A 15,832-nucleotide genomic window follows, 5' to 3' on the forward strand; every position below is an offset into this window, starting at 1 on the left:
GATAAAAGTAGTCAGTCAATAACGGCTAACTGTGCTTTGAGCTTACGGCGTTGCTATTACTAATATTACTAAGGTTATTACTGCTATTAAGGAGTTACGACGACATAATCATTAGTATTAATCAAGATCTCTGAGGGCTGATCGACTACAATGCGCACCGTATTATCGTTAACTGCTGCTTGTGACTTATAATAATTATCTTCGGCAACCGTACAGCCCAAACAGCGACTCATCGCCTCCCAAGGCTCTACAAAGAGTTTTTGTTGCGACTGATCAGCATTACCGCCAATAACAGCAAAAGGTAGGCTCACTAAATAGGCGGCAGTACCTGTAACGGCTGCTACTAATTGTAAAGGCTTACCCACTACCGTATCGACTACCATAGTGTCATAAGAAGGACCAAAATCTGTCTCGTCAATCTCGATCGCCGCTGAAGCTGGGCTCATAGTGATAACCACAAGGCTGATACTAGTAAGAGCGGTTAAAAGCTTGGATTTCACAGCGCGTTGGAAGCGGGTTTTGACAGTCATGATGTCATCCTAAAATAGGGGTGGAAGATAAAGACTAGAGCTACTATTAAACCAAGATGTCGGGCGATAAGCAATACAATTCCATACGCCATATCTTCAGCTTTATCATTAGCCTGTAAAAACAGTAGCTTTCTGTTTCAATCATATTCACTAAAGCTTTGGCAGTGGTTGACACTCAGGGCAGAAGACACTCGCGCGCCCATTTAATTTGATGTTATCGAGAGTAGCGGCGCAGTGCGGACAATCTTCGCCTTGTCGGCCGTAAACGTTTAAGGTTTGTTGAAAGTATCCCGTTTGGCCACTAGCTACAGTGAAATCGCGCAGGGTAGAGCCGCCAAGCGTAATGGCTTTATCTAAAATCGTTTTAATGTGCTCGACCAGTAGCGCTATTTGCTCGTAAGATAAGCTATTAGCAGGGGTGGCGGGATGAATCGCTGATAAAAAAAGGCTTTCGGCGGCATAAATATTACCTACACCTACCACCACTTGCTGCTCCATAATGACTGATTTAATCGGTCGCGTGATGGGTTTTTTCTTAGTGGTTTTCTTTTTACCGATATCATCATTATCAGCACTATCATTGTCGCTAGTATTATTATCACTGCTACGCTGAATGAAATGGTATAAATAGTCGGCATTAAAAGCTGCAGATAGCGGCTCAAGTCCTAGATGGTCAAGGAGTTTGGTTTTATAATCGATATACCAAAGTACAGCGCCAAAACGTCTGGGGTCGTGATAATGTAATTGAGTAGTAGAACTGTCTTCACTGATAAATGTCAGTATCAAATGGTCATGCTTGCGTTTTTCTGTACCATAAGGATGCTGCTGCAAGCTACCTGACATGCCTAAATGAATAATTAGCTGACGCAAAGGTGTGATACTAGTAAGATTACTGTTTCCGCTATTTGACTCAGTACTTTGTAATAGCTCTGCAGATGGGGCGAAGCTTAAAATCAAGTATTTAGCACGGCGCTCAGCTCCTTGTAAGCGGTAGCCGACCAATGACTGTAAATCATCAGGCATTTGCCAACGCAGTTTAGGCTGGAATACTTGTACCGATTCTACAGTTTTATTAAGCAAAGGCGCAAGACTGGTTTTTGTGGTTTCGACTTCGGGTAATTCGGGCATAAGCGTTTATATGGTGACCTTTAAAGGGTTGGTTGTGAGTGATAATCAGTGCTAAAGCAACGCTCTACTAGGGCGCAACCGCTCGGCGTGCATGCAGTATGCCAGGCTGTTGCTCAAGCTTGGCTAAGAGTTTGGATAAATGCGCTAACCCTGCTACCTCAACATGAAATTTCAAAAAGGCGATATTATCATCGTTACTCATAGTGTCTACTTGACGGATATTGACGCTTTCATTATCGATGACTTGAGTTAAATCGCGTAGTAAGCCGCGGCGATCATACGCTTCGATATGAATATCTACAGGCTGATAACGCCCGGATTTTGTTCTCCAAGCCGCACTAACAGCGCGCTCAGGATCACGCTCTATCAGACGTTCATATTCAGGGCAACCGCGATTATGAATGCTGACGCCGCGTGACAAGGTAATATACCCTGAGATAGGCTCACCTTGTATCGGGTGACAGCAGCCGGCCAAACTGATTTCGATATTATCTAAGCCATCGATATAGATCTTGTAGGCGTCAACTTTGCCAGTGGTTTTTGGATCGATACTAGGAGTAAATTCGGCTTTTTGTTTTTCAGGCTCTAAATGCAGCTGCCTAGAGATATGTCCTGTCAACTGATTCAGGCCAATCTCACCGGTGACTAAACCGACAATAATATCGTCAGGAGTATTAACATGAAAAAACTGAGTGTAGTCATTAAGATCTATACTGTTCGGATGGACCGATAAACGCTCAAGCTCACGACTGAGCATATGGCGTCCGATCTCAAGGTTTTTATCGCGATCTTGCTTATTGAACCATTGACGCAGCTTGGAGCGTGCGCGGCTAGTATGGATATAACCCAATGAAGCAACTAGCCAATCTCGGTTAGGCTCCCGAGAAGCTTTGGTGATAATCTCCACTTGCTCGCCGGTTTTGAGCTGATAGGTGAGGGGCACATAACGCTGATTGACCCGAGCGGCCTGCGCGCGATTGCCGACTTGGGTGTGTACGTAATAAGCAAAATCAAGCACCGTTGCATTTTTGGGCAGCTCTATAATGTCGCCATCACGGCTGAAGATGTAGATACGTTCAAGCTCATCAAAATCAATAGCTTGCTCATCTTCATCAAAGTCAGTCATATCATTGATGTCATACTCTGCGTCGCCTTCATTATCGCTGGTATCGCGGCTACGCGCCTCGTTATTGATAGATAATAAATGACGCAGTGAGCTGATTTTTTGGTTGAGATAGTTGTCCTTTCTATTCTTGAGCCCTTCTTTGTAGTTAACGTGCGCGCACATGCCAAGCTCCGCTTCAAAATGCATCTCATTGGTCCGAATTTGTACCTCAAGCGATTTGTTTTCAGCGATGACAGCGGTATGTAGGGAGCGATAACCATTGGGCTTTGGGTTGGTGATATAGTCATCAAATTGCTCGGGGATATAACGCCACAAGCCATGTACTAAGCCTAAGACATGGTAGCAATCAGCGGGATCTTGTACTAATACACGTAGCGCACGAATATCATAAAGCTGATCAAAAGATAAGCTTTTGAGCTTCATTTTGCGATAAATAGAATAGATATGTTTGACCCGGCCTGAGACCTCGCCTACGATATCAGCATCGATTAGGGCTTGATTGAGCTTGTTTTCTACCCGCTGAATATAAGCCTCGCGTTCGCTACGTTTCTCAGATAGCAGCTTAGCAATCTCTTTATAGCGATCGGGGGCAAGGTAACGAAACGCTAAGTCTTCAAGCTCCCACTTGAGCTGAGCAATTCCTAATCGATGCGAGAGCGGCGCATAAATGGTCATGACTTCACGAGCCACGCGCTGTTGGCGCTCAGCGCTAGAGAAGGATAGCTCACGCATCGCAAAAGTACGCTCAGCAAGCTTAATCAGCACCACTCGCACATCGTTGGTGACCGAGATGAGCATGCTATAAATGTTAGAGAGCTGATCGCGTTGCTTGTTGATAAAGTGGTCTTCTAGGCGTTTATTATTTTCAATAATAGCCGACAGCTTACCCATCGCTAAAGTATCTTTGACTAAAGTGCGAATCTCAGCGCCAAAGTTTTGCTCAATCTCAGTCATCGAAATCAGAGATTTACGCGCACTCCGATAGAGCATCGCAGCGACTAAAGCGTCTTCGTCTTGGTAGAGGTAAGTGAGAATATCGCTCATGCCGATGCCAGTGACGTAAGCCCCTGAGCGCTCAGACTCGCTAGTATTCATACGACTGCGGATAAACTCACAGGCCGCGGTTAGGTTAGGAACGGAGTCTTGGCCGATACGTTCGGCGACATTGTTGAGCCAAGCCGGTACATCAATATTGGCTTGATCTAAATCGGGAGAATCCATTAATGTATAGGAGTCTGCAGATAAAGCGTTATCTGCAGCGTAATTAACTAGCTTTGGATCATGATTATGATAAGCAAGCGCTGCTGAACGATCAAAAGTGGTATGCAGCTTATGAGTGGCCAGTTGCTGCTTAATATCGAAAGGAATCTGAGCATAGCTATTAGCAGACTGGTGAGAGCGTTGATTGGCAACCAATTGCGCCGCCAAACTCGCGCTATCTTCTTCAGTGGTTTGACCATCTACTAACGGCAATCCTTCTCGAATCTTGACCATAGCTGGCTCCTTTTAGCTATTATAGAGTATTGACAGCGACATCGACAATTCATCATGATAAGGATGATTACCAATAAGTATAAAACTTAAGCCAAGACAGCCGCTAATCAAAATAGCAGCTGTCTTAATGCAGTAAGTAATCCCGGTTTGTACTATCAAGCTTTAGTCATAAGTTTAAGTGATAAGTTTCGCATAACGACTATTTGTAAAATAGTTGTTATGAAGTAACCTCTGTAAAACTACTAAGGACTAAGGCTAAAATGCTCAGAGTTGCCAGAGACTATAATTCAAATCACTAGCAATTAGTTAGATTACTATTAGGATCAATCATCAGAGAATATTTTAATATAAACTAAACTATAGTCCAATAAGTCACTCTTGCAATAACTTAGCGATTTTATGACAGCTGTCATGACTATTATCTCAGTTTGCCGCTACAACTCAAGTTGAGCTCTGTAATATTACTACTCGTAAGCTTAATATCTAAGCGATAGAATGTAGCCCGAACCCTTTAAGGTGCTTAGCAAGATAAACCATTAAGCAGGTATTTTCTCAAATCTAGCAATCGACTCCACATGGCCTGTGTGGCAAAACATATCCATCACCCCCGCATGAGTCAGTCGATACCCTTGTTCAAGTAGCGCCTTAGTATCACGAGCAAGCGTTGCCGGATTGCAGGAGACGTAGACAATGCGCTGGGCATTGAACTTAGGTAGATACTGCATAATCTCCCAAGCGCCTGAACGCGGCGGATCAATAAGTAGCGCATCAAAGCCTTGATTGGCCCATGGCTCAGCAGTGCAATCTTGAGTCAAGTCTTGGCTATAGAATTCGGTATTATTAAGGCCATTACGCTGGGCATTGGCACTGGCGCGCAAAGTCATCTCCTCGCTGCCTTCAACGCCGATAACTTTACCCGACTCGCCGACCAAACGCGCTAATGGTAAGCTAAAATTACCTAAACCACTAAACAGGTCTAATACGCGCTCGCCAGCTTTTAGCTCTAATAAATCACAAGCCAGCTTCGTCATTTTTCTATTGACTGACAGATTGACCTGAGTAAAATCAGTCGGAATAAACTCAAAGGTTAAGTCATATTCAGGCAGTTGGTAATATAAGCGGCCAAATTGCTCACTCATATCATCATCACTAGTTAAGGCTATACGCTGAATGCTATCGACGCCTTTGGATTGTAGATACAGCTGCCAATTTCGCGCCGCAAAAAAGGCTTTTAGCTTATCGATATCGCCATCTGATAAAGGTGCTAGGTTACGTACAATCAGCGCTACCGGCTGAGTACCATCTGGCAGCTCAGGGATAAATTCACCCATAGCCAGCTCAAGCTGAGCAATTTTATCTCGGGCATCTAACGTACTGACTAGCGCTTTTAAGTTTTCAATCTCAAAGCCGATACGTGGATCTAAAATATGACATTCATTAAGCTCAGCCAAAAAGTTACTTGAACGCTCACGAAAGCCGACTAGCGCGGTTTCTTTTTTGGCGACATAGCGCACGCCAAGACGAGCCTTCGTACGATAACCCAATCTATCGCCAACTACAGGATCTAACCAATGCTCCGGCTGCACATCAGCTTGATGCTGGAGCATCTCAGCCAGCACTGACTGTTTAAAGCTGATCTGACTATCTGGTTGCCAATGCTGCAAGTTACAGCCGCCGCAGACGCCAAAGTGCGGGCACGGTGGCACTGCGCGCTCTGGATTGGGGTTGGCAGTAACCTCTATAGCATCGCCTTCCTCAAAGCTGGCTCGGCTATTGGTCAGCTTGACCTTAACACTCTCTCCTGGCAAAGCAAAGCTGACAAAGACTTTTTTGCCATGCTTATCAGTGCTATGGCCTTGCGCTTCATCAAAGCCATTACCATAGACGGCTACACCGCGACCATCATGAGAAAGACCGTCGATAGTAAAAGGTACTGGCAGCGCATCTTTTAAGCGGCGACGGGTCTTTGAGGACGGTTTTGATTTTTTCTTATTAGGCGGGGTGATAATCGTCTTGCTGTCTTCTTGATTAGAGTGAGTCTGAGCGGTAGCGTCACTGCTCTTAAGGTTGTGTTTAACATTGTTCTTAGTGTTTTGATCGTCGGTGGGCTGCATAAACCTGCCTTAGCAATAAATGATAAAAATAAGTAAAAGTTGAAACTGGCGTGCTATGTTAATAAATGCGGTCGATATATTAACTTTATTAAGAGGGCGATAGCCAATCATCAAGAAAACTCTGATGGCGTACGCGACCATCGGCTTGCGTAAAGCCGGTCAGATAATCGCGGCTTTGCTGTTGCCACTCTATAAACCCTGTGGAGGAGAGTTGTCCGGTCAAGCGCAGCCAGCGCAAATATATCAGCCAAGTATTCATCACATCGGACTCGCAATATATCGATAGCGTCTGCCACTCATTATTACTGACCAGGTCTCCAACCATACTGCCATCGACATCCGTCTTACCGGGTAGACCGTAGAGACTAGCGACCACATCCATCGCTTCACGTCGAGAGGCGCCATACTGACTGAACCTATCCATCAGATCCAAATGCCGAGTTTGGAAGCGATTGACATAATTGTTGAAGCGCATATTTTTGATACGCTCGCCCTCTTCAAATAACCAGGGCGCTGAGAGGTCATATTGCATAGCCCGATAAATAAGCACAGGAATATCAAAACCTGAGCCATTCCAGCTAATCAACTGTGGTAGCTTCTCTAAATCGCTAAAGGCGCGGAAAAACTTCGCTAGTATCTGTTGTTCACTGAAATTATCAGCGGTTAAGGAAAATAAAGAGAATTGACCGTCTTTGATATATAAAGCGGAAATACACACAATACGCTGCAGTGGCAGGCGCATAAAGTCATGGCCTGCCTCTTGAGTGCGAATAGCGGTCAGCGCGCTCAAAGTATCAGCATCATTAAGAGTCGCTAATTGTGGATAGATACGACGGGCCGCCTCAGCATCAGCGATGGTTTCGATATCGAATACCAAGACGGGATTAGCGGGTAGGGCTTGGCTCATAAATAGTCCTGATGGCACTTATAATTGCGCTTAGCGCTATATTCGATAGGCTATAAAAGGTTATGCTATAAAAAGTCTTAAGCTGAAGCACTATCATCAGCATCATTAACGTTATATAACCCAGTTGATAAATACCGATCGCCGCGGTCGCAAACGATAAAGGCTATCACCGCATCCGGATTGGTTTTGGCAACTTGCACAGCGGCCCAAGCTGCGGCTCCTGAGGACACGCCAGCAAAGATGCCCTCGAGCTTGGCAAGCTTACGCATATAGACTTCAGCGATTTTTTGATCGACGTCCATAACCTCATCGACCATGTCTGCATTATAGATACCTGGCATGTAAGCAGCAGGCCAACGACGAATACCAGCGATAGACGCTTCTTCATCTGGTTGCAAACCAATAATTTGGATATCAGGATTTTGCTCTTTTAGATATTGACTGACACCAGTGATAGTGCCGGTAGTACCCATAGAGCTGATAAAATGGGTGATTTTACCGCCCGTTTGTTGCCATAACTCAGGACCAGTAGTGAGATAATGCGCTTGGCTGTTATCAGGGTTATTGAATTGATCTAGCACTATGCCTTTGCCATCGGCTTGCATCTGCAAGGCCATATCGCGCGCCGCTTCCATGCCTTCATCGACTTCAATCAACACAGCGCCGTAAGCTGCCATCGCATCTTTACGCTCTTGGGTTGAGTTAGTCGGCATCAAGAGGGTAATCGGATAGCCTCGCATGGCCGCAACCATAGCCAAGGCAATGCCAGTATTGCCGCTAGTGGCTTCGATGAGCATATCACCGGGTTTGATGTCGCCGCGCTGTTCTGCTTGATAGATCATATTAAAGGCGGGGCGATCTTTTACCGAACCTGCTGGGTTATTGCCTTCAAGCTTGGCCAATAATTGGGTAGTATTAGTGATCTCTTCTTGCTCAGGTAAACGCTGTAATCTCACCAGCGGTGTCTGACCCACGCAATCGGCAAGCTGTGTGACTTGAGTGATAAAGTTAGCGTTGGCGGTAGACGACATGGGACATCCTATTATAATTAAAGTTAATATTGATATTAGCGCTATTTTTGAGGTATGTTTTTTAGTTGATGCTATTGGCTAGTTTTAAAGCAAAAGTATCGCGAATAGTGAGCTTGCTACCGCCTGTTGCCTATAGCTTAAATGGTATAGTAAAGCTGACAAAAAGCAGCGTGAATAAAAACTGGCCTTATTATATCATTTTGTTTTTGGCTACGCTTAGCGCATCATTAATTACTTGTGACTGTCGTTTCTAACGGTTGTGGTTTTAAATGACTTTTGCTGTTAATGACTGTGATTTTTAGCGGCTGGATTACTGGTGCTTAAATCAGAATTGAGTGACATTAGGATTGATTCACAGAGACACTAAGAATACTGGTAAAATAACTCTCAAAACCACCGCAGCAAAATCTAATCCATTACTTTTAAGTGACCTATAGAGTCGTTGGAGCTTATCTTTAGCATGGCATACAAAAAACGCTTTGATACGAGTAGCGCTTACGGTCAATTGATCCTATTGGTGTTTTTACCGATCTGTATCCTAGCCGCAGTCGGTGGCCTTTTGGTGTTTTATGAGACCATGCGTGCCTCTAACTCTGAGCAGCAGGCATTGGCTGAGGCAGTGTTAATCCGCTATAAGCCGACTATCGCTGAGATTGTGCCAAAGTTACTAGAACAGCCTCAGGACCTAGAAGTTACAGGAACCTCGTCGCAAACGACGCTCGCTACCTTACAAGACAAACTGAACACTATACAGTCAGAGCAACACGTACAGCGCATTGCTATTATCGATGATAGTAATCAGGTTTTGGCGAGTGTCGGTTACGGCGTAGAGGAGCAGTGGCCGCAGATTATTCCTGATCAGAGCGCTATGATGCAGCAACCTACTCCCATAGGTACCGCTTATGGATTGCCTTTAGGGGATTTTGCTGATCAACAGCTGTGGCTGCTTATCGATATGGATAATGAACCGCTATATTTAGCGCGTTACCGTATCGCTATGGCCTTAGCGATTACCGGTCTACTCACTATTTTGATATTACTACTCAGCCTAAATATCTATGCTAAGCGCTGGATCGCCCCTATTTATGAGCTGCGATTACAGCTGCAACGCACGACTGTTGATAATTTATATAAGCCTATCTTGACCGAGTCTAACGGCGAGCTGAATCTGCTACAACAAGATCTGGTTAGAACTTTGCGCCGCTTACACAGCAGCTTTCAGGAGTTAAGAAACCACGCCGAACAGACCGAGGATGATTTGCGTTTAGCCTTCGATGAGATGGAGATGCAAAATATCTCGATTCGTAATGCTAGAGATGCCGCAATCTCCACTAGTCAGGCCAAATCTGCATTTTTGGCGAATATCAGCCATGAGCTAAGGACGCCGCTGAACAGTATCGACGGCTTTATTAATCTGCTTGCTCGTCATGGTGAGCTAAATTCTGAGCAAGACCTGTACGTGCAGACCATTCGTAAGTCATCAGCGCATCTATTGGCACTGGTCAACGATGTGCTTGATTTCTCCAAAATAGAAGCAGGTAAGCTGGTGCTTGATCGTCACGAGTTTGATCTCTACAACACTATTTATGATGTGGTCGATATGTTGTCTCCTGTCGCTGCTGAAAAAGGCTTACGGATGGCGGTATTGTTCTATAACGATGTGCCTATGCAGATCGTAGGGGACGCTTTAAGACTCAAGCAAGTACTGACTAATATAGTAGGTAATGCCATCAAGTTTACCGATAATGGCGATGTGGTCGTGCGCGTCAGCTTGGACGACTATCAAGATAATTATCTAATGATCAGTGTGCAAGATAGTGGTAAAGGTATCTCAGAGGCTGATCAAAAGATGCTGTTCCAAAGCTTTAGCCAAGGTGATCCTTCCATCACTCGTCAATATGGCGGTACTGGACTTGGACTTGTCATCTCAAAACAGCTGACTCGGCTGATGGGCGGTGATATTGGGTTTTATGATAATGCCCAAGAGAATATCGCTAATAAAGGCGCGACTTTTTGGTTTAGGATGCCAACCCACGTCGATGTGCTAGAAGCGGCCAGCGGAAATACCATTGCGCTACCAGTGCTTGCGCCGCTAGCAGGAGCGGGCGATGAGTTTCATATGCTTGTGTGGATCAATCATACTGCCTCCTTACAAGTGCTCAAAGCCAGCTTGCAAAACCTTCCTATTAAGTTGACTCAAGCCAACTCCTTGCCAGGAGTGCTTGAATCGCTCAAAGAGCAAGACAATCATTGGGACTGGGTCATTGTTGATAACGATAATCAAGACGATATGATGGCGCTACTCAAGCAAATCAGGCTGCACTATCAAGGCAAGCTGGCAGTATTTGGCTACCAAGTGGCGGCTGATCAAGCCTTACTCAATCGCTATCATGCCAATATCTTGTATGAGCCACTCGACAAGCGCCAGCTCTACGCTATTTTAGATACCCAAAATAAAAAAGCACTTGTACAAGTGCAAGAACCGCGTTGGCAAGGAATCACTGTACTCGCTGTCGATGATCATCTGCCCAATCTTTTGGTATTGGATGCGCTTTTGAGCGAGCTTGGTATTCATGTCATTACTGCCAATAGTGGCTTTGAGGCTATAGAGCTGATAAGTAAGCAGCAGGCTAGGCAAGCTAAAACCAATAACAAGACCGTCACTCAAAGCTTATCGAGTAAAACTCAGCGCTCAAAAGCAGAAGCACGCGCGCAACTCAGTAATACGCCCTCCCCATTAAAGCTAAGCACCGAGAATAACGCGACAGATAAGATAACGGCTACTCCTCATGATATCGATCTGATATTCATGGACATTCAAATGCCTCGAATGTCAGGAAGAGAAGCTACCGAACAGATCCGAAAAATAGAAGCAGCAGACAGTCATATTCCTATTATCGCGCTGACGGCTCACGGCCTATCTGATGAGCGCGATCGCCTTATAGCTAGCGGTATAGACGACTATGTTGGTAAGCCTATTAGCCAACCACAGTTACTGCAAGTGCTACAAAAATGGCTAGGACGCGCCACAGCCGCGCACCATATGGCGGCGAGTACTCAGCTGGCGCACACTAATCTAGCTGATTCGAGTTTGACCGATTTGAGTGCCAATAATCCCAATGACACTCAGTTAAAGGCGAACGATCAAGATAATAAGCAGCCTGAAAAAACCCAACTAAATCCCCAGAAAAAAAATAAAAAAATGTTGCGACCGCTGTCGTTAAAGAAAATTCGCGATAATTATCTGCGTGATAATTTACACGATACTCTACGTGATAACCTAACGGATACTCAGTCGGCACAAAGCCATGGGCGTAATGGCACTCAAGCTCGTTATAGTTATCTAGACCAAAGAAACTTATCGCAAAGTCCGGTAGAGCCTAATACGCATCTGCAACAAAATCAAAGCCTTGCAACAGGTCGACAGCTATTAAATCTAGAGCAGCACTCTGCTGCAAACGCTACTGAGAGATCAGAGATTTTAGACTGGCAAGATGCGTTGACTCGTTCAGCGAATAAGCCAGATCTGGCAGCAAAACTCATTATTATGATGCTCGACACCATCGCCGATGAGAAAGAGTCACTCGCTCAAGCTTGGCAGGCAAAAGATCGTCATATGCTTGCGCAGATTGCTCACCGTATTTTGGGAGCGAGTCGCTATACCGGTGTCCCGCAGCTACGTCTTGCCAGTCAAAATTTAGAGGATAAATGCTTATTAAATGTACAGCATACGACGCCTGCACAATTTGCCATGCTACAGCCTTATTATAAAGACTTAATGACAGCGCTAAATAATCTGCAAAACCTAGACTTATCGCCTTACTCTGAGCTTAATTACCACCGTCTAAGCGAAAACGATATGAACTGGAAAATGATTTGAATGGATAGTCAGTTATTGCTAGGGTAGCTTTGAGATAACACTGCTATGATTAAAAATATTACTATTGTTTATTTTTATCGATTATTATATTAAGGGACTACTATGCACGCCATCGCCGCTTATGAATACCAAACGCTACAAGTCAGTATTAGTGAAAATATAGCCACTGTCACTTTGAATCGCCCACAGAAAAAAAATGCCTTGAGCTTTCAGATGGTGGATGATCTCATTCGTGTTGCCGGCCACATTACCAAAGACAAAAGCTTACGAGCCGTAATTTTAAATGGCGCGGAAGGTACTTTTTGTGCCGGTATTGATCTAGGTGATTTGAATAACCCCAAAAATCAGCTGTATGCGATGTGGGAACTTATTAAGCCGAAACAAAGCCTATTTCAGCGCGTATGCTTGGTATGGCGTGATCTGCCTATTCCGGTGATTGCAGTACTAGAAGGTCATTGTATTGGCGCTGGCATGCAGCTGGCGCTAGCGTGCGATGTACGCATCAGCCATCCTGACTGTAAGCTATCGATTATGGAGGCGAAGTGGGGCTTAGTGCCAGATATGGGCTTGACTCAGTCCGCGCTTGGTGTCGTGCGCGAAGACGTACTCAAAGAGATGGCGATGACTGCGCGTATCGTTGAGGCCGCTGAAGGTAAAGAGCTAGGTCTCGTCAGTCATTGTGATGAGGCGCCTCTTGAGCACGCGCAGAAGCTAGCAGAAGAGCTCGTACAGCGCTCACCTGATGCGGTGCTTGCAAGTAAACGCGTCATTAACGCTATGCATCATCAGTCTGCATTAACACTTTATCAAGAAAAAATGTGGCAAATGAAGCTAATGCTCGGCCGTAATCGTAAGCTTGCGCTCAGAAAGGCAAAGCAGGCGAGCACCGTATTCACTAAACGTCAATTTCGCTAATCGCTCAGACGCGTATTCGAGTAGACGGCTTTCAGGTAAGGCTGGCGTCACGGTAGTCATTATGTGAGCGGTATATTTTAAGCGTTACTTATCCATTGAAAAAGCAGCAGACAGTCCGATATAGACTTGTCTGCTGCTTTGTTCGCGCAGTAGTGTTTATTGCTAAATACTATTTTAAAGCTTAACTAGCTTGAATCTCACAAACCTATCTTAAACTTCATAAACGGTACGTACTATGTCTGCTCGCAAGTCTAATGGCACTGATCTCACTAAAGCTGCTCCTCAAAGAGCCGCTGCTACCAGAGTACGCTCATCAGAGCTACCGGTAGCTTGGATTATGATGCTAGGACTTATCGTAGCGATAGGGCCATTATCTATTGATATGTATTTGCCCGCATTGCCTTCTATGGCCGATGAGTTTGGCGTATCGACCGCTTTTATGGCCAATTCCGTACCGGCTTATTTTGTGGGTTTAGTTTTTGGTCAGCTGATTTATGGGCCTTTGAGTGATCGTGTCGGCCGCGTCAAACCACTCTATTTTGGTATGACCTTGTATGTGATCGCCTCTATAGTCTGTGCTACAACGAGTAATGAATACGTATTGTTTGCAGGCCGTACTGTGCAAGCACTTGGCGCTTGTGTTGGCGCTGTGGTGACGCGTGCAGCGATTCGTGACAGGCTGACGGCGAAGCAAACGGCAAAGGCGTTTTCTATCATGATATTGGTGATGGGCCTTGCGCCAATTTTAGCGCCTTCTCTTGGGGCTTTATTCCTACAGTTTTTTAATTGGCATTCTATTTTTTGGTTTTTGGCCGCCTTTGGCATGCTTAATTTATTATTAACCAAGTTTTTCTTTTTTGAAACCCTTAGCGAAGAAAATCGCAATGCTCGCCCTGCTAAAGAAGTGCTCAGCCAGTATTGGGATTTGCTAAAAGACCCCAGCTTTAATTATCCGGCTATAGGCGGTGGCTTACTGATGGGCGCAATGTTTGTCTACATTAGCTCAGCTTCTGAGCTAATTATGGATACTTATGGGATTTCAGCTACTCATTTTGGTTGGTTATTTGGTATGAATGCGGCAGGTTTTGTGGCTTTAACTCAGCTGAACCAATGGCTAACCAATCGATTTCGTATTCTGAGTATTCTGCGTTTTGGCGCGATGATGCAGGTCATCTCTGCTGCTATGCTATTTGTGATTGGGCTGATTTTCGGTACCGACGCTTGGCTGCCGTTAGTATTAGGGTGCATCTTTTTCTGTATTGCAGGATTGGGGCTGACACAGCCGAACGCTTCTGCTATTGCTTTAGCATTTCAAAAAAGCCGCGCCGGTATGGCTAGTGCCATGCAAGGCTCACTGATGTTTTCAGTAGGTATCTTCGGCGGATTGTTATTAAACTTATTCCCAGTCAACCCAGTATTAAAGATAGGTATCGCAATGTTTGCGCTCATGAGCCTTGGTAGCTACTTAATTTGGCAAATTGATCGTAATCTAAATCTCGATGATGCGGAGTAGTTTTGGTTAATGTTTTGCTGATTTAAAGTCCAAAAGAGCAGACTACATAAAAACATCTATAGGTTGATACTTATAGATGTTTTTTTTGGCGATAAAAAATATTAAGCTTTTGTCTCGTTAAGCTAAATAAGTTAGGTCTTATATTTGTATAAACGAATTAATAAAAAATATTTATACTCAAAGAAACTTATTTATTGTAATTATAAAGTTACTTGAGTATTATCGAGTGTAATTAAATGTATTAAAAGAATAGAGATTTGATGCTCTGTATTTTTATTATCATTTTATAATTTCTAAATATATTGAGTTTTAAGGACAGACCATGAGATCTTTGTATCAGATACTTCCCATAGTCATAAGTATAGGGCTTCTTGGCTGTAATAACTCTGCAAACCAAGAGAGTAGAGCAGCGCTTGATAACACTCAAAAAGATGACGGCTTTGTCAGTAAATTACCTGACTCAGCTCCTACTATAAAAGTAGTTATGACTGGCGATTTGCCGCCTTTCTCGTTTAAAGATGATTATGGCAACTTGCAAGGTATTGATGTGGATGCTATCAGAGCTATCGGTGAAGAGCAGGGCTTTAAGTCTGAGTTCTACACCGAAACTTGGCAAGATATGTTCGATAGTGTGGAGTCTGGAGAGCGCGATTTAGCGATATCTGGTATCTCCTATAAAGATGATAGAAATGTTAGATATGGCCTGTCTACTCCATATTTCTTTAATCCAGCGACTATTATATATCTAGAAGGTAAACACGATGTAAAAGGTCTAGAGGATATAAAAGGTCTAAAAACCGGCACTTTAGAAGGTTCTAAAGAAGAGGATACCCTAAAAGAGATGGGCGACTCAGTCGAACTGGTTTCAAGACCTACTATGTTTTTGGCCTATCAAGATTTGGTCCAAGGCGAGACTGATGTACTTCTATATGACTTGCCAGTTATACAGTACGTTGTAAAAGGTTATCCGGATTATAAAGTAACGATGGTTCCTTACGAAGCTGACGATGCACCATCAGCTCAGCAAGTAGTGCTAATGGCAAAAGAAAATACCCAATTGATCGATAGCGTCAATGAGGGTATTACTAAGCTCAAAGCAAAAGGGGTTTTTAAAGAGATTGAGGCCCGTTGGTTAGGGTCGTCAGAACCTACCGCGGAAAATAGCTCTACTTCCACTCAGCTAGCGAATTAAGG

The 15,832-nt window shown here is 44.3% G+C and carries 10 protein-coding genes; 4 read left to right on the forward strand and 6 right to left on the reverse strand.

Annotation, left to right across the window (positions count from 1 at the left end; all coding sequences use genetic code 11):
- Window positions 1-86 precede the first annotated feature (86 nt).
- The 6 genes from ACTXGJ_RS02910 to cysM all read right to left on the reverse strand — a co-directional run bounded on the left by ACTXGJ_RS02910 (window position 87) and on the right by cysM (window position 8,330).
- Entirely contained in the window at window positions 87-530 is a 444-nt protein-coding gene (locus tag ACTXGJ_RS02910; RefSeq protein WP_439239986.1) for a hypothetical protein, read from the reverse strand.
- Between the two features lie 150 nt (window positions 531-680).
- On the reverse strand, window positions 681-1,658 hold the full coding sequence (mutM, locus tag ACTXGJ_RS02915; RefSeq protein WP_443565059.1) for a bifunctional DNA-formamidopyrimidine glycosylase/DNA-(apurinic or apyrimidinic site) lyase: 978 nt from the start codon (window positions 1,656-1,658) through the stop codon (window positions 681-683).
- A gap of 67 nt (window positions 1,659-1,725) precedes the next feature.
- Window positions 1,726-4,278 carry a RelA/SpoT family protein gene (locus ACTXGJ_RS02920; protein WP_443565060.1) on the reverse strand — a complete coding sequence of 851 codons (2,553 nt, stop codon included), beginning with the start codon at window positions 4,276-4,278 and terminating at the stop codon, window positions 1,726-1,728.
- Between the two features lie 536 nt (window positions 4,279-4,814).
- Window positions 4,815-6,392, reverse strand: coding sequence for a 23S rRNA (uracil(1939)-C(5))-methyltransferase RlmD (rlmD, locus tag ACTXGJ_RS02925; protein ID WP_443565061.1), 1,578 nt, complete (start codon window positions 6,390-6,392; stop codon window positions 4,815-4,817).
- Window positions 6,393-6,480: 88 nt separating this feature from the next.
- A complete protein-coding gene (locus tag ACTXGJ_RS02930) occupies window positions 6,481-7,299 on the reverse strand; it encodes a 3'-5' exonuclease (protein WP_443565062.1) in 819 nt (272 codons plus the stop codon).
- A 77-nt stretch (window positions 7,300-7,376) separates the two neighbouring features.
- Window positions 7,377-8,330 (reverse strand): cysteine synthase CysM, encoded by a 954-nt coding sequence (gene cysM / locus ACTXGJ_RS02935; RefSeq protein ID WP_439239976.1) that lies wholly within the window; start codon window positions 8,328-8,330, stop codon window positions 7,377-7,379.
- Window positions 8,331-8,790: 460 nt separating this feature from the next.
- On the opposite strand from cysM, the gene ACTXGJ_RS02940 reads away from it, so the two are divergent.
- From ACTXGJ_RS02940 to ACTXGJ_RS02955, 4 genes are all read left to right on the forward strand, one after another.
- A complete protein-coding gene (locus ACTXGJ_RS02940) occupies window positions 8,791-12,210 on the forward strand; it encodes an ATP-binding protein (RefSeq protein ID WP_439239974.1) in 3,420 nt (1,139 codons plus the stop codon).
- Window positions 12,211-12,312: 102 nt separating this feature from the next.
- Window positions 12,313-13,125, forward strand: a complete 813-nt coding sequence (locus ACTXGJ_RS02945; protein ID WP_443565063.1) for a crotonase/enoyl-CoA hydratase family protein — start codon at window positions 12,313-12,315, stop codon at window positions 13,123-13,125.
- 337 nt (window positions 13,126-13,462) lie between these two features.
- Window positions 13,463-14,638 carry a multidrug effflux MFS transporter gene (locus ACTXGJ_RS02950; RefSeq protein WP_439240649.1) on the forward strand — a complete coding sequence of 392 codons (1,176 nt, stop codon included), beginning with the start codon at window positions 13,463-13,465 and terminating at the stop codon, window positions 14,636-14,638.
- A gap of 322 nt (window positions 14,639-14,960) precedes the next feature.
- Window positions 14,961-15,830, forward strand: coding sequence for a transporter substrate-binding domain-containing protein (locus ACTXGJ_RS02955; RefSeq protein WP_443565064.1), 870 nt, complete (start codon window positions 14,961-14,963; stop codon window positions 15,828-15,830).
- Window positions 15,831-15,832: the final 2 nt, after the last annotated feature.

Origin of the sequence: Psychrobacter sp. 1Y11, assembly GCF_052259045.1 — a bacterium.
GTDB lineage: Bacteria > Pseudomonadota > Gammaproteobacteria > Pseudomonadales > Moraxellaceae > Psychrobacter.